Source organism: Enterobacter sp. BIDMC93, from assembly GCF_001037805.1.
Classification (GTDB): Bacteria; Pseudomonadota; Gammaproteobacteria; order Enterobacterales; family Enterobacteriaceae; genus Enterobacter; species Enterobacter hormaechei_C.
Map to the genome: position 1 here is coordinate 4,512,280 of NZ_KQ089962.1, position 16,740 is coordinate 4,529,019.

The window sequence follows — 16,740 nt, forward strand, 5'->3', positions numbered from 1 at the left end:
CGAACAGCACGCCGATAAAATCGCGTTCATCCTATGACCCACAGCGCTGTGGTGTAATTATCTCTTCGTATAGTTAACCTTAGGTATAGTTATACTTTGGTATACCTATCCTATTGTATAACTGGATCTTTGCCGAAACCGGTTCCCATAATCCTGACCATTCCCCTCTTAGTCTGGAGCTATTATGGTTACCCTCGGTAAAGCCGATCTCATTCTGGTTAACGGCCAGTTTCACACCGTCGATCGCGAGAATCCTGTCGCGGAAGCCGTTGCCGTGCGCGACGGAAAATTTCTGGAAGTGGGTACCGTCGCCGAGGTGATGCAACACCACTGCGACGGCACTAAGGTGGTCGACTTAAAAGGCCACACCGCCATCCCCGGCCTGAACGACTCGCACCTGCACCTGATCCGCGGCGGCCTGAACTACAACCTCGAGCTGCGCTGGGAAGGCGTGCCGTCCCTGGCCGACGCCCTGCGGATGCTAAAAGGGCAGGCCCTGCGCACGCCGTCGCCCCAGTGGGTGCGCGTGGTGGGCGGCTGGAGCGAGTTCCAGTTCGCCGAGCGCCGCATGCCGACCCTCGACGAAATTAACGACGCCGCGCCTGACACCCCGGTGTTTATCCTCCACCTGTACGACCGCGCCCTGCTCAACCGCGCCGCGCTGAAGGTGGTCGGCTACACCAAAGACACGCCAAACCCGCCGGGCGGGGAGATCCAGCGCGACGCCAACGGCAACCCGACCGGAATGCTTATTGCCCGTCCGAACGCCATGATTTTGTACGCCACGCTGGCGAAAGGGCCGAAGCTGCCGCTGGAGCAGCAGGTCAACTCCACGCGCCAGTTCATGCGCGAGCTGAACCGTCTGGGGCTGACCAGCGCCATCGACGCGGGCGGCGGCTTCCAGAACTACCCGGAAGATTACGAGGTGATTGCCGAGCTGCACGAGAAAAAGCAGATGACCATCCGCATCGCCTACAACCTGTTTACCCAGCGTCCGGGCCACGAGCTGGAAGACTTTGAAAAATGGACCGATATGCTTACGCCGGGCCAGGGCAGCGATTTCTTCCGCCACAACGGCGCGGGCGAGATGCTGGTCTTCTCCGCCGCCGATTTTGAAGACTTCCTCGAGCCGCGCCCGGATCTCGCGCCGGGCATGGAGGACGAGCTGGAGCGCGTAGTGCGCCATCTGGTGGAGCACCGCTGGCCGTTCCGCCTGCACGCCACTTACAACGAATCCATCAGCCGCATGCTGGACGTGTTCGAGAAGGTGAACCGTGACATTCCGTTCAACGGGCTGCACTGGTTCTTCGACCACGCCGAAACCGTGTCGCAGGCCAACATTGACCGCATCAAAGCACTCGGCGGCGGTATTGCCGTGCAGCACCGCATGGCCTTCCAGGGGGAATACTTTGCCGAGCGCTACGGCATCGAAGCCACCCGCCACACGCCGCCGGTGGCAAAAATGCTCGAGACCGGCGTGCCGGTGGGCCTGGGAACGGACGCCACCCGCGTGGCGAGCTATAACCCATGGACCGCGCTCTACTGGCTGGTCTCCGGCCGCACCGTTGGCGGGATGCAGATGTACGATCACAGCGCCCGTCTGGATCGCGATACCGCCCTGATGCTCTGGACCCAGGGCAGCGCGTGGTTCTCCAGCGAGCAGAACCAGAAGGGGCAGATCAAAGCGGGCCAGCTCGCGGATCTGGCGGTGCTCAGCAAAGATTACTTCCGCGTGCCGGAGGAGGAGATCAAGGGCATCGAGTCCGTCCTCACCGTGGTGAACGGCGATATCGTCTATGCCGCAGGCGCTTTTGGCCCACTCGCGCCGCCCGCCATTCCGGTCCTGCCCGAGTGGTCCCCGGTGGTGAAGGTGCCGGGCCACTACCGCAGCGCGCCGCCGCAGGCCGCACGCGTGGGTATGAGTATGGCTCACCACTGTAGCGGCCCGTGCGGGGTTCACAACCACCAGCATGACTTTGCCCGCACGTCAGAGATGCCGGTATCCGACGATAACGCTTTCTGGGGTGCGCTGGGTTGCAGCTGCTTTGCATTCTGATGAAACAAAATGACGCTTCGCCCCGGATCGATCCGGGGCTGTTCTTTCTGCGCCTGACCGGCAGTCTGCTGCTGCTTTACGTGCACGGTCTGCCGAAGGTGCTGCACTTCAGCGAAGAGCTGACGCGCATCGAAGATCCGTTTGGTTTTGGGCCGTATGCCAGTCTGATCCCGGCGATCGTCGCCGAGGTGATCTGCCCGCTGTTTATCATTGCGGGGATTTACACCCGCCTGGCGTGCCTGCCGATTATCGCCGTGCTGCTGGTGGCGATGCTGGCGGTCCACCCGAACTGGTCGATTGCCGAGGAGCAGTTTGGCTGGCTGCTGCTGATTATCTTCACCACCCTCGCCCTTACCGGGCCGGGCCAGTGGCGAATGCAGCGTAAAACAACGGAGAGGTTCGCATGACCCAGGTAAACGACGTTCGCGACGCACACGTCGAGACGACGCCCGCGGTTTCACCCTGGCAGCCGCTGAGCCAGCCGGTGTTCCGCATGCTGTGGATCGCCACGGTGGTCTCTAACGTCGGCTCATGGATGAGCGACGTCGGTATCAACTGGAGCATGCTGACGCTCAGCGCCGATCCGCTGGATATCGCGCTGGTGCAGGCGGCGAGCAGCCTGCCGATGTTCCTTTTCGCCCTGCCGTCCGGGGTGATGGCGGACATCGTTGATCGACGTAAATACCTGCTCTTCTCCCAGCTGTGGGTGTTCATTGCCGCCGCCGGGCTGACGCTGCTCTCTTTTACCGGACACGTCACCCCCACCGTTCTGCTGGCGGCGACATTTCTGCTGAGCGTGGGTGCGGCCATGAGTTCGCCGCCGTTTCAGGCGATTGTCCCTGACCTGGTGAGCAAGCCCGAGCTGGGTTCCGCCGTGGCGCTTAACTCGCTCGGGGTCAATATCAGCCGGGCAATTGGCCCTGCGCTGGGCGGTTTTCTGCTGTCGCTTGCCGGGCCGTGGATGGTGTTTGCCCTGAACGCGCTGTCCGTGATGGGCGTGGCGTGGGTGCTGTGGCGCTGGCGTCCGGCACCGTCCGTGCAGCGTTTGCCACCGGAGCACTTCTTCTCTGCGGTGCGCTCCGGGATTCGCTACGTGCACGCCGCGCCGGTGCTGCGCAACGTGCTGGTGCGCACCGTGGCCTTTTTTGTTTTCGGCAGCGCGGGCTGGGCATTGCTGCCGCTGGTGGCGCGCCGCGAGCTGGGCTTAGGCCCGGCGGGCTACGGCGTGATGCTGGCGTGTATCGGCCTTGGCGCCATTGCCGGGGCCATCCTGCTGCCGCGTCTGCGCCAGCGGCTGAACGCCGATCGGCTGATGGTGGCCGCCAGCCTGACGTTTGCGATCACCATGCTGGCGCTGGCATTTGTACGTCACTTTTGGCTGCTAAACTTGTTTGAGTTCTTTACCGGCTTCGCGTGGATTGCGGTGCTCTCCACCCTCAACCTTGGCGCGCAGCGCAGCGCCGCACGCTGGGTAAAAGCCCGGGCGCTGGCAGTGTATCTGACGGTCTTTTTCGGTTCGATGACCGCAGGCAGCGCCGTCTGGGGCCAGATCGCCTCGCAGTTCGGCACTCCGGCTTCGCTGGTTGTCGCCACGCTGGGGATGGTGCTGGCGAGCCTGACGGTGTTCCGCTGGAAGCTGGAGAAAGATCCGGATTTAAATCTCGACCTGAGCGGGCAGCCGCTGGACGGGGTGGAGATTGAACTCCCGAACGAGCGTGGCCCGGTGCTGGTCTCGCATGAGTACATCATCGACCCGCAGAACGCGAAAGCGTTTTTGCAGGCCGTGCACGAGCTACGCCGGGTGCGCCGCCGCGCCGGGGCGATGAGCTGGGCGGTGTACGAAGATATTGAACGTCCGGGTCTGTTTATCGAAACCTTCCTGATGGGTTCCTGGATCGAGCATCTGCGCCAGCAGGAGCGCCACACCATGAATGACCTCCTGTTGCAGAGCCGCGTTCTGGCTTTTCATCAGGGCACAACATCACCGGCAATTCGTTATCTGGTCGCGCCGGTCTGAACATAACAATCACCTGTAGAGGAACACACTATGGCAACGTTTAAGGCAAAAGATGGTACGCAGATTTATTACAAAGACTGCGGCGCGGGCAAACCGGTTCTTTTCAGCCACGGCTGGCCGCTGGATGGGGATATGTGGGACAGCCAGCTGAATCACCTGGCCGAGCGCGGCTACCGCACCATCGCCTTTGACCGTCGCGGGTTTGGGCGTTCAGATCAGCCGTGGAACGGCTATGACTACGATACCTTTGCATCCGACATTAACGACCTGATCACCACGCTGGATCTGCGCGACGTGACGCTGGTGGGCTTCTCCATGGGCGGCGGCGACGTGACGCGTTACATCAACAACTACGGCAGCGAGCGCGTGGCCGGTCTTGCCCTGCTGGGCGCGGTAACGCCCATTTTCGGTAAATCCGAAAGCTACCCGGAAGGAGTCGATCAAAGCGTGTTCAGCGGGATTCGTGACGGACTGCGTAAAGATCGCGCCCAGTTCATCAGCGATTTCGCCACCCCATTCTACGGCACCAACGCCGGGCAGACCGTTTCTGCCGGTGCCCTGACGCAGACGCTGAACATCGCCCTGCTGGCGTCCCTGAAGGGCACCATTGATTGCGTAACCGCCTTCGCCGAGACCGATTTCCGCCCGGATATGGCGAAAATCGACGTGCCGACGCTGGTGATCCACGGCAGCAACGACCAGATCGTGCCGTTTGAAACGACCGGCAAGCTGGCGGCAGAGATGATCAAAAACGCCACGCTGAAAGTGTACGACAACGCGCCGCACGGCTTCGCGCTGACCCACCAGGATCAGCTCAACGAAGATCTGCTGGCGTTTGTGAAGTCGCTGTAAGTCATTACGCGAAGCCTGATGGCGCTTCGCTTATCAGGCCTACAAGGGCTGGTCCTGTAGGCCGGGTAAGGCGCAGCCGCCACCCGGCGCTTTCGCAGACGCATTCCGCTCCGCCAGCAGCCGACACACCTCCGCATGCTTCTCTTCGGTAAAGGTAAAGCGCGACATAAAGCCCATGCGGATCAGCGAGCCTATCGCCGGTAACAAACAAATCCCGAAGAACAGTCCCGCCAGCACGCTGTCGCTCTGGCTTTGCGCCTGCGGCACATAGTCGATCATCGTCAGAAACACGCCGATGAGCCCGCCGCCCACCGCCACCGACATCTTGCCGGTAAAGGTCTGCCCGGAGAAGGTGATCGCCGCGCAGCGCTTGTGGGTGTGATACTCCGCATACTCGATGGTGTCGGCAATCATCGACGAGGTGAGGATGTTGGTCATCATCACGAACAGCGTGCTCAGGCCGAGCAGGATAAACAGCAGCGCCGTGTGCTGATAGCCCGTGAACCACATCACCACGCGCACCGCCACGTCCAGCCCGCAAAGGATCATAAACAGCTTCCGCTTCTGCATCCGGCGGGTCAGCAGCGGGGCGACCAGGCACAGCACCGCCGCCACTATTCCCATCACGCCAATTGCCATTTGCAGGCTGCCGTCGCCCATATTGTTGATAAAGAAGTAGATATAGAGACCGCCCGCCACGTTATGGAACACGCAGAAAAAGAACGACAGCAGGACGATAAACAGCGGCTTGTTCTGGCGCAGGTTGTGGAAGGTGTCGCGCATCGTCACCTTTTCCGGGCTCGGCGGCACGCGCTCTTTGATCTGCATAAAGCCGTTGAGCATCAGCGGCAGGCCCACCAGCATCATCACCAGCGCCGCCATAAAGTAGCCTTTATCGTTGCTGTACTGGGCAAAGAACGCCGCCAGCTTCGGGAAGAAGATGTTAGCGCAGGCGATCCCGGCATTCACTCCGAGCATCGCCGCCGTCACCGCGCGGGTGCGCTGGCCGGAGTCGTTGGTCATCACCGATGACATCGACCAAAACGGGATATCGGAGATGGCGTACAGCGTCCCCCACAGGATATACGTCACCCCGGCGTAGAGGATTTTGGTGGTCATGTCCGCTTCGATTTTATAGAACGCGAGCAGGGTGACCCCGGTGATCAGCAGCGGGGCGATCAGTAAAAAGTGGCGAAACTTGCCGAACCGGCTGTTAATGGTGTCCATAATGCTGGCAAACAGCGGATCGTGAACCGCATCCCACGCACGGGCAATCAGGAAGATAGTACTTGCCGCCAGCGCCGAGATCCCCAGCACGTCGGTGTAAAAATAGTTAATAAACGAACCCACTAAACCAAAGCTAAAACACTGACCTAAACCATAGCCAAAGTAAGACCACAACTCGCGAGACGGTATTTTCATTGTCATTGCCATAGTGCGTACCTGGTTGCCCGGCGACAGCGCGCCGGGTCATTATTATTAGCCCTGCGGATTCGGGGCGATTTTGCGCAGCTTCTTCATCAGCGCGATTTCAGCGCGTGAGAACGGGATACCGTTCTCCTCAAACACGTCGTGGAACCACAGGCGGCAGTAGTCCGTGGACTCCTTCATCACTACCGGCCACGGCAGCCAGGTCTGGGTTTTGCCGCGCACCAGCCCCCACTGATACGGCGCGACCTTCGCCATGTACATCAGCGGGAGCTGCTCTTCGATGGTGCCGCCCACGTGACGCGCCAGCCATTCGGTGCAGAAGATTGGGCGGCCCAGCGCCTGAAGCTGCTGGATAATCGCCGTCATGCGCCCGGTATTGGTATAGGCGTGGTAGCTCACCACATCTGACAGCGCCAGTGCGGTCTGGTCCAGCGGGTGCTGGTAAAACGTCTCGCCCTCTTCTTCCTCTGGCAGACGCCACGCGCAGACGGTGAGCGGCTGGGTCGGGTCTTCCTCACGCACCCACTGGAACGCGAGCTTCATCAGCTCATGCGCGCAGGTTTCCAGCTTCTCGTCGTATAGCACCTCTTCGGTGCCCGTCGCGAAAATGCCGCGGTTGCCCGGCTCGTTGTAGAGATCCCACAGCAGCACGCGCTTATCCTCGCGGAACTGGCGCACAACGTCGCGGATATAGCGCTCAATCTGTGGCCAGCAGTCGCGATCGCACACCTTATCGCGTCCCGGGCTCGCTGCCGCCTGGCTGTTGTGCTTGCCCGGTACGGGCGGCTTTTGCGGGCCGAGGTACGGCTCGTCGCCGGAGAACCCGCAGTCGTCCATCAGGGTCAGCATGGTGCTGAACCCGTGACCGTCGGCAATCGTCAAAAAGCGGTCGATGCGCGCCATCAGCCCGTCGCGGTCGTGCTCCCAGACGATGAACGGCAGGTTGATGCGCAGGGTGTTATAGCCCGCGTCCGCCGCCCAGCCCAGCTCGCGGTCGATGGTGTCGGCATCGAAGGTCTCTTCCTGCCAGATATCGGTCCAGTTCACCGCCGTCGACGGCAGATAGTTAAACCCGCACAGCCAGCCTTTCTGCTGATACCACGCCTGTGCCTGCTCCCTGCTCCACTGCTCTTTCATTACGCATCCTCTTGCTGATAATATTTAGCTAATAAATATTAGTTGCAGAATAAATGCGCAAATCGTGGCGCTCAGAAAAGCGACGCCTCTCACAAAGTTCACGCTTCGATGGATGAGAAACGTGATCGACGGCGCTAAAGCGTGCGGTTAGGGTATGATGCGAAATCGCGAAAGGGAGAGGACGGATGAAGCGAAAAACAAAAGTGACGATGAACGATATTGCGCGGGCGGCAGGGGTGTCGCAGGCGACGGTATCGCTGGTGCTTAACCAGTCCCGCAACATCAAGCTCAGCGACGACACCCGTCAGCGGGTGATCAACGTCGCCACCGAACTCGGCTATGACCGCCTCCCCGCCGTTCACGCTCCGCGCAACCAGGAGGAGATCGCCCTGCTGGTCAGCTCGTTGCAGAGCTTCGACCCGTTTATCGACGCCATCAGCCAGGCGCGGGAAGCGGCGTGGCGCAACGAGACCCTGCTCACCGTCTACGACTACGGCGACGACGTGAAGCTGGCCCTGAACATCATCCGCCAGCTGGACAAGCGCAACTGCATCGGGATTATCCTTGCCTCTCCGGTCACGAACGTCGTCGATATGACGGCATTCCAGGACTGCACCCGCATCCCGCTGGTGCTGCTCAACCAGCGCGACCCCGGCTCGCCGCTGCTGCCGTCGTTTATTCCGGACGACTACGCCAACGCTTTCCAGGTTACCAGACACCTCATCGCCTGCGGCGCCACGCGCATCGCCCACATCACCGGCGAGAGCTGGATGGAGGCCTCGCGCCAGCGTCTGGCGGGCTACCAGGCGGCATTACAGCAGGCCGGACTGGCGTGCGACGACGGTCTGGTGCGCCAGACCAACTGGCAGTTCAGCGAGTCCTTTACCGCGACAGCTTCGCTGCTGGAACTGGCCGAGCGCCCGGACGCCATCTTCTGCGCCAGCGACTGGCTGGCGATCGGCTGCTACCAGGCGCTGGCGGTGAACGGCGTGCGCATCCCAGAAGACATGCTGCTGGCGGGCTACGACGACCAGAAGATTTCCGAGCAGCTCACCCCGCCGCTGACCAGCATCCAGTTGCCTTACAGCGAGCTGGGACGGCTGGCGGTGGAGTACCTGTGCAATCAGGAAGATGCCGCCACGCACGTGACGCTGGCGGGCAGGCTGAAGGTGCGCGCCTCAAGCCTCGTCTGAGGTAAACACCATGCCCGCGTAGGGCTTCTCGCGACACGCCGCCAGCCGCGCGGCGAGGCTGCCGACGTGCAGCTCCAGCTTGTGCCCGTCCGGGTCGAGAAAATAGAACGATGCCCCCTCGCTTTTGTTCTGCTTCCAGACGGTGACGCCCGCCTGCTCAAGCCTTTGCGAGAACGGTTCAAAATCCGCTTCCGCCACGGTAAACGCGTAGTGGGTGTAGTCGCTCTTCTGCGGCGGCACATACTGGCGCGCCTCGTCGTACGACAGGCAGACCCACAGATCGCCGCAGGTGAGATAGGCCCCGGTATTCCAGCGGGCGTGCAGCGTCAGCCCCAGCAGCTCGTGCCAGAAGGTGACGCTTTTTTGCAGGTCGCTGACCGCGAGGGTCAGGTGGTTGAGTGATTGCAGCATGACGTGCCCTTTTGTTTTTCGCGCCGGACATGGTACGGTAAAGAGATGAACATAAACCACGCCGTGCTCACCGTAAACCGCTGGTGGCTGCCTTCTTAAAGGCGGCACGGAGTAGTTTTCCCCATTTTCAGATAGCCGCCGAAAGGCGGCTTTCTCACATCTAAGACCCCTTTCGGCATTACAACGTTAAGGAGTCTTTATGAACGCACCCACCATCCTCACCGGCGATCGTCCAACCGGCCCGCTGCACCTCGGCCACTTTGTCGGATCGCTACGCCAGCGCGTGGCGCTCCAGCACACCCACAACCAGTTTGTGCTGATTGCCGACCTTCAGGGGCTGACCGACAACGGCAGCAACCCGCAAAAAATTCGCGACAACATCCCCGAAGTGCTGGCCGACTACCTCGCCGCCGGCATCGACCCGAACCTGACCACGATCTGCCTCCAGTCCGCCCTGCCCGCCCTCGCCGAGCTGACGATGCTGTATATGAACATCGTCACCGTCGCCCGCGTGGAGCGTAACCCGACGGTGAAAAACGAGATTGTGCAGAAAGGCTTTGCCCGCTCGCTGCCGGTCGGGTTTATGGCCTACCCCATCAGCCAGGCGGCGGACATCACCGCGTTTAAGGCCGAGTGCGTGCCCGTCGGCGACGACCAGCTGCCGATGATTGAGCAGACCAACGAGATTGTGCACAAGATGAACAGCCTGCTGCCCGCCCCGGTGCTGCGCCGCTGCAAGGCGATGCTGAGCGACACCAGCCGCCTGCCCGGCATCGACGGCAGCGCCAAGATGTCGAAATCGCTCGGCAACACGCTGCACCTTTCGGCCAGCGAAGAGACGATTCACCGTGCGGTCAGCGCGATGTACACCGACCCGAACCACCTGAAGGTGAGCGACCCGGGGCAGATTGAGGGGAACGTGGTGTTTACGTATCTCGACGCTTTTCATCCGGACAAGGAGAAAGTGGCGGCGATGAAGGCGCACTATCAGGCAGGCGGGCTGGGTGACCGGGTATGTAAGAACGAGCTGGAGGCGTGTTTGCAGGAACTGATTGCGCCGATGCGGGAGCGGAGGGCGATGTACATGCAGGATAAAGGGGAGCTGATGGCGATGCTGAAGCGCGGGACCGAACGGGCGCAGGGGGTGACGCAAGGGACGTTGAGGGAGGTGAAGGTGGGGCTGGGGGTGCCGGTGTTTAGTTAAAGTCGATTTAGCGGTGGAATGCGGGGGATTAGCATGAAGCCGCTAACTTGATTATTGCGTAAATAAGCGAGGCGCAAAAATTCTTAAATGCATTATTAGTCAATGTCGTTTGTCATTCTGTTGAGAGCGCTATATTCATAGACTCTTTATATTTTAAACGTCGCGGCAACTGTTATGAGCAAGTTTATTATTTCCATGCTGAATACATTACTTTGTGTTTTTGTGATTGTGTTATGCCTCATATGCGTGGGTGTCACTGATAACTGGAAAGAATGCACTATAGCTATAATCATCACTTTAGGATGCGCACATTTCATGGCCGTTTTACTGAATCGTGTATTGCCTCATAAGTTATCTATCTTAGAAGGAATACTGGAATTATTGGGAGGACCACTATTAGTTATAGGCGCAATTGTGTGCTTTGATGTATTCGAACCCTGGCCGTTAAAAATCATTGGGATGTTTGCGTGGATTGTTTTGATTTTCTTTGTACCTTCAATGATAAGTCCCAGGCGTTAACTCGGTCTATTAATCAATGTCTGCGTCATTTCTTCACCCACGGAATCCAACATAATGTACCCCACTCTTTCGCAGGTCATTGAGGTTGTACGTCAGTCCTCGGGACATCATCGCAAGCGCATTGATGAGAACACCCTAATCGAAGCCGACCTTGATATATGCGGCATGGATGGCGATGCCCTGATTGAAGACTGCGAGGCAGCGTTTGGCGTTACGCTTGTCACTGAAGAAGATGGTTATGAGAAAACGTTTTCTCTCGCTGAAAATGAGTTTCTTTTTAGCACCGAGGGCATAGATTACTTTTGTATCTGCCGTTTGATTCGCAGGCTACGAGGCATACCCGAACCTGTGATACGCGATTTAACCGTTGGCGAACTCCATGCTGTATTGGTTAGGGCTGTGAAAGAGCAGATAAAGCACGAGTGATTTTTCTTACTACGGGCATGGGATGACATGCCCGTTACCTATCACTTTGGTCAGTTCAATGTCACCCGTAGCGGTATTAAAGTACAGATAGAAAAAATCTGCGTTTAACCGTTCGGGTTTCGACTAGACCTCCTTCACTTCCAGGCTACGCTTTTCCTTCACATACCCTAACGTTTCGAGATAAGCGCGCAACGGCGCAGCACTGGTAGCGCCTTTAAAAATGATACTGTTTGAAGGTTCGTAACCATCGCCCGAATGCGCTTCAAAATAATAGGCGCCCGTTACTTTTGGGGCGTTCTTAATATCCTTATCTGTCAGTATCCGGTAGTGGAAAAAATCGTTTTCCGTATAAACGGTCGTCTCATCCGAATCAGATGCCACAAGCCATACAAATAACCACCCGAGGATAAAAACGGTGGCAACCGTGAGCGCTGACCACTTCAGGGCGTTTAAAAGGATTGTCATAGAAAATGCCCATGAAATGTCTTATCCCTGCCTCAGATTGCATATCCTCCGAATGGCGAACATCAGTAGCGCGGTAACGACGACCATCATCCCCCCCAACACCCACAGGAATGATGGGTCTGCTTCACCATCAGCAAACCCCAAACCGGTGCGATTTAAAAAATCATTGCTGGCTTGAGATAAGTAATCGAGCAAGCCTCCCAGAGGAAACAGGACGATAAAGAAGGAAGCAATGAGGCATGCCAGACCAATCAGGATATTATTTTTTAACTTTGCATGAAGCATAATCAGCCCTTCCTGTCACATCAATACGTCCATATGCCATCAACCCTTTACCACCAGGAACACGAATCTTCTTACGTGCCAGCAAAGATTGTCTGACCAGTTGAAAATCAGGGATATTATAGAACGTTATGCATCCCCACGACTCTCCCTCACCATTCGGCCTCAATGGATGAAGTCGAAATGAGCCTCTGTCGACCCCATTCACAAATACGTTATCAGCCATGGTCGAAGCGTTAAACAAGCCGAACCATTCAGAATGATCGGTCCCGTTCTTGAAGTCTTTTACAAACCGCTCAACCCGATTAGCAATACTGCCTTCCGGTGCATCAACGATCCAGTACGTACCCACTGGTAACGCAGCATTCCTGATAAAGGCGCACTCAGCAATATTGGTTACAGGTTCAATCCCTGAAAAAACGGGAAACGTCCCAACGCCATAAACGTGTAGTTTCAGCCTTCTTCCATCGGCTGAGACATCGTTGTAATCCATCCTACAAATTTGCATAGCAATCCTCCCTGTCGCTTTGCGGGGAATGTTACAACCGATTTATTGAGTGCACCAGCGGAGTTAGATAATTCATTTAAAAAAGGAGAAATACGGGCATGCGTATTCAAGCCCGTATTAACTTATCCTTTTACAGGAATAATGAAGGGAGAATTTAGATATTATTATTCAGCCAGACCATTTCCGCGCTTCACCATAGGTATATCTCCCGTATCATTCAGCGCCCCCGGAAACGTTTTTAACCACTGGGCGACTTTCTGCTTATTTATATTCAACACGCTCATACCTTCCAGGCATCCCCATAATTCTCTTGTATGCTGTGGGGTAATCACAATGCAGTCTTTCATGGCGCGGATTTTTACGGGCATGCCGTTGATAAAGCCCGCGCGGGTTAACCAGTCTCCGCCCAGAAGAAGGTATTTCATATCTATGCGTGCATACAGTTCGCAACAGGCGGCACTGTCCTGCGGCGTTTTCGCGCGGGGATGAATGGGTGCCGCGTTGGGCTGGTTGCCGTGCAGACGGCGGGCGCTGTTTTTGCGTACCAGCTCGCGGTTTTCAATCATGCCGGTGAAAGCGTCTGATTCTGTTTTGCAAACAGTAAACTCTGGCTTAAAATTCGTCGCAGCCATTTTCAACTCCTGATTAGTTGTTGGTGGTTAGCGGTATGGGGGTGTTGCAGCACCTTCATATCGCGAATTCCTCGTTAAATATTCTTCGATACTTCCTTTGCCGTTCGGCGTAATTTCTGGTGCTCATTATACAGGGCTGAATATAAATACAGCGGTTTAGGATGAGGGGAATTTGGATTTTGCGAGGGGGATTCAGGAAATTACGGTAGGTATTTTTTAATTCGCGAAACAACAACACTTTTGCCTGAAAATCACTTCAACTCGCCTCCTCCCGATATCTGTTCATTTGCAAACCTGGCGCTAATGCCGCATCGGTTGCCTCAACACCTTTCTCTCTGACCTCTCAAAAATTCATCAAACCTATAGATTAACGATTTACATCACCCTGATTTTGTTATGTGATCCTGTTACAGGCTTTAGTAACGCCCTGCCCAGCCAACCGTAACAGGACTTCATCGATGGAATTTTATCAGGCCGATCCGACGCTTGAGAACTACTGGCGTGGTGTGATCCTCTTTGGAAGGAACGTCGCATCTTACAAGTTCGCGCTGGCGTCTGCGTTGTATGAAGTGGATAAGACGGGCAGCGATTTGATTACGCTCGACCAGCTTGCCGTGCCGTTCAGCCGCTATCTTTGCGAGCACCTGAAGCATGCGCCAAAACAGATCACCTCCCGCAGCAGTCAGTTTTTGGAAACCTGTCTGAAGTTCAACCGAGGTGAAATCACCCACGCCCAGCTCATTGAAGCGACGGTGCGCCTTGGCTTTAACAACGTGATCGATGCCTTTCATTACGTGAACCAGGGCGAGATCGATAAACGTTTTTTCCTTGATGAGCGCAAAACCAACAACGGGATCCGCCTGACGGACAACTTCTATTTACTGGGCGAACGCCTGCAGTATAAAAACCTCGCCTTTGAAACCAATGCCCGCTGGAACCTGGTAGAACAGGCCTGGTCGATGGGGATTTCACGTAACCTTGTTGGCGTGGAGTTTGACGAAGATAATCAGCTGTTGTTTACGAGAGTAAATGCGCGTCGCGTAGACATCACCAGCTGCCGCGACAGCCTGAATGGATACCAGAAAGGACGATGTTTTTACTGCTTTAAACCCATCAGTCTGGTACCGGGAGACGCAGAACTGGCGGACGTCGACCACTTTATTCCCTGGGCTGCCCGCCAGGAAGTGAGCAATATTAACGGCGTATGGAACTTAGTGCTGGCCTGCCGGTGTTGTAACCGTGGCGTCGAAGGCAAGTCGGCACGCATTCCCGAGCTCAGGCTCCTGCAACGGTTACACACCCGCAATGAGTATTTTATTCAGAGCAAACTGCCGTTACATGAGACGATTGTTCTACAGACAGGGCAACGTCCTGAAGCACGGAGAAGCTTTCTTCAGCGTAACTGGCAGGCCGCGCTGGACAAACTTATCCATACCTGGAAACCCAACGCGGAAGGCGAGGCAACGTTTTAATGACACTTCACTACTACCAGAACCACGCACAGGATTTCTTTGATGGCACGGTCAATGTTGATATGACCCCGCTTTACGAGGCCTTTACCCAACACCTGCCTCACGGTGCCCGGGTTCTGGATGCTGGCTGCGGTTCAGGCCGGGACGCAAAAGCCTTTGATGAGATGGGTTATCAGGTGGATGCTTTTGATGCCTCTTCCGCGATGGTGGAACTGGCAAGGCAACATACCGGGCTACCCGTGCAGTTAATGGCGTTTTCAGATATCGACGGTAAAGCGCAGTACGATGGGATCTGGTGCTGTGCCTCTTTGCTGCATGTCCCCTCTTCTGAGTTGCCTGCGGTGATGCAGAAGATTGCGGATGCGCTTAAGCCTGGCGGCGTTTGGTACGTGTCCTTTAAGTATGGCAACGGTGAACGGGTGCAGGGTGAACGACGGTTTACGGACCTGGATGAAGAGGGATTGCGGGCGTTGCTGAAGGCGATTACGGGGATGGAGATAGCTTCGCTGTGGGCGACTCAGGATAACCGCCCGGACAGGCATGAGACATGGCTGAATGGGATATTACGAAAAACCGCCGCTTGATCATCAGGCGGTGCTAATCGACACGGAGTAAGTTAACTCAGTAATTCATCACCTTGGTAAGCTCAACTTCACCCGTAGCGGCGTTAAAGTACAGATAGAAAATGTCCCCTTTTACCTGCTCGGGTTTTGACCAGATTTCCTTATCCCCCAGGCGACGCTTTTCCTTTGTGTATCCCAGCGTTTCGAGATACGCGCGCAAGGGTGCCGCACCGGTAGCCCCTTTAAAAAAGATGCTATTTGAAGGGGCATAGCCATCGCCGGGATGCGCCTCGAAATAGTAGTCGTCCGTGATACGTGGGGCGTTTTCAATATCCTTGTCAGTCAGCGTGTGGTAGTGGAAAAAGTCATTTTCGGTGTAAACCGTCGTTTCATCCGAACCCGATGCCACGAGCCAGACAAACAGCCATCCTAGGATAAAGACGGTGGCAACCGAGAGTGCACACCACTTCAGGACTTTTAAAAGGATTGTCATAGTTTAGCTCCCATGAATGTGAGCGATGTCCCATCGTTTGTAATGACCTTCACCACTCCGGATGCGAAATCGTCCCACGGCCGAAGCCACGTCATAAAATGCGGAAGATTGACCGTATACGGCTGGTGCCGCACACACTGTTCCTCAGGATCAGGAAAGAGAATCGGGCGAAAGCCATGGTTTTTATGGGAACCGATAGCGCCGTAGTAATCCCAGCGGCGAACGGCTGATTCATAGCTCACGGGTTTAAGACGGTAGCCGTACCGGCCAGGAATGATTGCCCGATAGAACCCGAACAGATCGGAGACCAAATCCTCACCGCTAAAGCCGCTGTCCGTATACCACGAGAATGATCGCAGGCTTTGCAGACCTTCGAATCTGGATGCGGTGTTCATCATCATCGCCAGCATGATTCTGTTAATGTCGTCGGTGCTCCGGCCACGCTTAATTTCCCAATGAGAGAACTTCCCGACGCCGAGCCGTGATTTGAATTTTAAGACGCCCATATCTTGCCGATACATGACGGAATAAGATGGCTTACCGCTACGCTCTCCTTCAACGAATTGACGTTTGAGCGTTGCCACGTCGTTGCCACGGGCATATCCCATATCAAGCCAGCCCAACGCCTCGGTGTAGACGATTCCTCTGTCGAGAACGTCAAAGAGTGCCCCATCCTTTATCTCTCTTCTGGTGCTCATGCTTACATCTCCATATGTAGTTTAACTGGCTATGTTATAGACGATTTTTTTGGCAGTCCAGACAACTGCCATAGGGTTTGTGGAATTTAAGATGTGAGGCGCGGGAAGACCAGGCGCATCTGAGCAAAAACTCACCGGTTCAACAGAGCATTTAGCCACATTTCCCGGAAGTATTTAGGAATAGATCGTTGATGGGATAGATGTTGACATCCAACAGTCCGGAACGTTCACGCGCCATTGTGCCACTAGCTCGTAGGCGGATTGAAATATACCTTTAACAATAAAGATGAATCACAAGAGTACTTATACTCATCCTATAAAACTATAGAAGGGGACTCTATTTTATACTTTAGTCATACTAAAGTGCTACAAAATTTATAG

The 16,740-nt window shown here is 56.2% G+C and carries 18 protein-coding genes; 9 read left to right on the forward strand and 9 right to left on the reverse strand.

From position 1 onward, the window contains the following. Positions 1 to 184 precede the first annotated feature (184 nt). The 4 genes from SK58_RS21100 to SK58_RS21115 are packed head-to-tail and all read left to right on the forward strand — an operon-like array spanning position 185 to position 4,925. On the forward strand, positions 185 to 2,056 hold the full coding sequence (locus SK58_RS21100) for an amidohydrolase (RefSeq protein ID WP_023295861.1): 1,872 nt from the start codon (positions 185 to 187) through the stop codon (positions 2,054 to 2,056). Next, positions 2,056 to 2,463, forward strand: a complete 408-nt coding sequence (locus tag SK58_RS21105) for a DoxX family protein (protein ID WP_048220398.1) — start codon at positions 2,056 to 2,058, stop codon at positions 2,461 to 2,463. The genes SK58_RS21100 and SK58_RS21105 overlap by 1 nt, the downstream gene beginning before the upstream one ends. Continuing rightward, positions 2,460 to 4,073 (forward strand): MFS transporter, encoded by a 1,614-nt coding sequence (locus tag SK58_RS21110; RefSeq protein WP_048220399.1) that lies wholly within the window; start codon positions 2,460 to 2,462, stop codon positions 4,071 to 4,073. Before SK58_RS21105 ends, SK58_RS21110 begins: the two co-directional genes overlap by 4 nt. 30 nt (positions 4,074 to 4,103) lie before the next feature. After that, on the forward strand, positions 4,104 to 4,925 hold the full coding sequence (locus tag SK58_RS21115) for an alpha/beta fold hydrolase (RefSeq protein WP_023295858.1): 822 nt from the start codon (positions 4,104 to 4,106) through the stop codon (positions 4,923 to 4,925). A 39-nt stretch (positions 4,926 to 4,964) separates the two neighbouring features. Here the strand turns inward: SK58_RS21115 and SK58_RS21120 are convergent, their stop codons facing one another. Together SK58_RS21120 and SK58_RS21125 are read right to left on the reverse strand one after the other, a co-directional pair. After that, on the reverse strand, positions 4,965 to 6,359 hold the full coding sequence (locus SK58_RS21120) for an MFS transporter (RefSeq protein WP_048220400.1): 1,395 nt from the start codon (positions 6,357 to 6,359) through the stop codon (positions 4,965 to 4,967). 45 nt (positions 6,360 to 6,404) lie between these two features. Then, positions 6,405 to 7,493, reverse strand: a complete 1,089-nt coding sequence (locus SK58_RS21125; RefSeq protein WP_048220401.1) for a cellulase family glycosylhydrolase — start codon at positions 7,491 to 7,493, stop codon at positions 6,405 to 6,407. 185 nt (positions 7,494 to 7,678) lie between these two features. Between SK58_RS21125 and SK58_RS21130 the strand changes: the two genes are divergently transcribed. Beyond that, the gene (locus tag SK58_RS21130) at positions 7,679 to 8,686 is read left to right on the forward strand and encodes a LacI family DNA-binding transcriptional regulator (protein ID WP_048220402.1); all 1,008 of its coding nucleotides are present in this window, start codon (positions 7,679 to 7,681) and stop codon (positions 8,684 to 8,686) included. Here SK58_RS21130 and fosA read toward each other — a convergent pair. Beyond that, complete coding sequence (fosA, locus tag SK58_RS21135) at positions 8,672 to 9,097, reverse strand: FosA/FosA2 family fosfomycin resistance glutathione transferase (protein ID WP_023295855.1); 426 nt, start codon at positions 9,095 to 9,097, stop codon at positions 8,672 to 8,674. The two genes, SK58_RS21130 and fosA, sit on opposite strands and share 15 nt — an antisense overlap. A 199-nt stretch (positions 9,098 to 9,296) precedes the next feature. On the opposite strand from fosA, the gene trpS reads away from it, so the two are divergent. Then, on the forward strand, positions 9,297 to 10,301 hold the full coding sequence (gene trpS / locus SK58_RS21140; protein ID WP_048220403.1) for a tryptophan--tRNA ligase: 1,005 nt from the start codon (positions 9,297 to 9,299) through the stop codon (positions 10,299 to 10,301). Positions 10,302 to 10,874: 573 nt separating this feature from the next. Beyond that, positions 10,875 to 11,246, forward strand: coding sequence for a hypothetical protein (locus SK58_RS21145; RefSeq protein ID WP_023295853.1), 372 nt, complete (start codon positions 10,875 to 10,877; stop codon positions 11,244 to 11,246). Between the two features lie 123 nt (positions 11,247 to 11,369). Here the strand turns inward: SK58_RS21145 and SK58_RS21150 are convergent, their stop codons facing one another. The 4 genes from SK58_RS21150 to SK58_RS22635 form a co-directional block, all read right to left on the reverse strand. Next, positions 11,370 to 11,711: a hypothetical protein gene (locus SK58_RS21150; protein ID WP_023295852.1), complete on the reverse strand. Its 342-nt coding sequence runs from the start codon at positions 11,709 to 11,711 to the stop codon at positions 11,370 to 11,372. Between the two features lie 21 nt (positions 11,712 to 11,732). After that, positions 11,733 to 11,996, reverse strand: a complete 264-nt coding sequence (locus SK58_RS21155) for a hypothetical protein (RefSeq protein ID WP_023295851.1) — start codon at positions 11,994 to 11,996, stop codon at positions 11,733 to 11,735. After that, complete coding sequence (locus SK58_RS21160) at positions 11,971 to 12,501, reverse strand: DUF2778 domain-containing protein (RefSeq protein WP_023295850.1); 531 nt, start codon at positions 12,499 to 12,501, stop codon at positions 11,971 to 11,973. The genes SK58_RS21155 and SK58_RS21160 overlap by 26 nt, the downstream gene beginning before the upstream one ends. Positions 12,502 to 12,665: 164 nt before the next feature. After that, the gene (locus SK58_RS22635; protein WP_074161384.1) at positions 12,666 to 13,133 is read right to left on the reverse strand and encodes a SymE family type I addiction module toxin; all 468 of its coding nucleotides are present in this window, start codon (positions 13,131 to 13,133) and stop codon (positions 12,666 to 12,668) included. A gap of 458 nt (positions 13,134 to 13,591) precedes the next feature. On the opposite strand from SK58_RS22635, the gene SK58_RS21170 reads away from it, so the two are divergent. Then, positions 13,592 to 14,605: an HNH endonuclease family protein gene (locus tag SK58_RS21170; RefSeq protein WP_047735134.1), complete on the forward strand. Its 1,014-nt coding sequence runs from the start codon at positions 13,592 to 13,594 to the stop codon at positions 14,603 to 14,605. After that, positions 14,605 to 15,189, forward strand: a complete 585-nt coding sequence (locus SK58_RS21175; RefSeq protein ID WP_047735135.1) for a class I SAM-dependent methyltransferase — start codon at positions 14,605 to 14,607, stop codon at positions 15,187 to 15,189. Before SK58_RS21170 ends, SK58_RS21175 begins: the two co-directional genes overlap by 1 nt. 37 nt (positions 15,190 to 15,226) lie before the next feature. On the opposite strand, the gene SK58_RS21180 is transcribed toward SK58_RS21175, so the two are convergent. Together SK58_RS21180 and SK58_RS21185 are read right to left on the reverse strand one after the other, a co-directional pair. Continuing rightward, positions 15,227 to 15,661: a hypothetical protein gene (locus tag SK58_RS21180; RefSeq protein WP_047346199.1), complete on the reverse strand. Its 435-nt coding sequence runs from the start codon at positions 15,659 to 15,661 to the stop codon at positions 15,227 to 15,229. After that, entirely contained in the window at positions 15,658 to 16,359 is a 702-nt protein-coding gene (locus SK58_RS21185; protein ID WP_047735136.1) for a hypothetical protein, read from the reverse strand. The genes SK58_RS21180 and SK58_RS21185 overlap by 4 nt, the downstream gene beginning before the upstream one ends. Positions 16,360 to 16,740 lie beyond the last annotated feature (381 nt).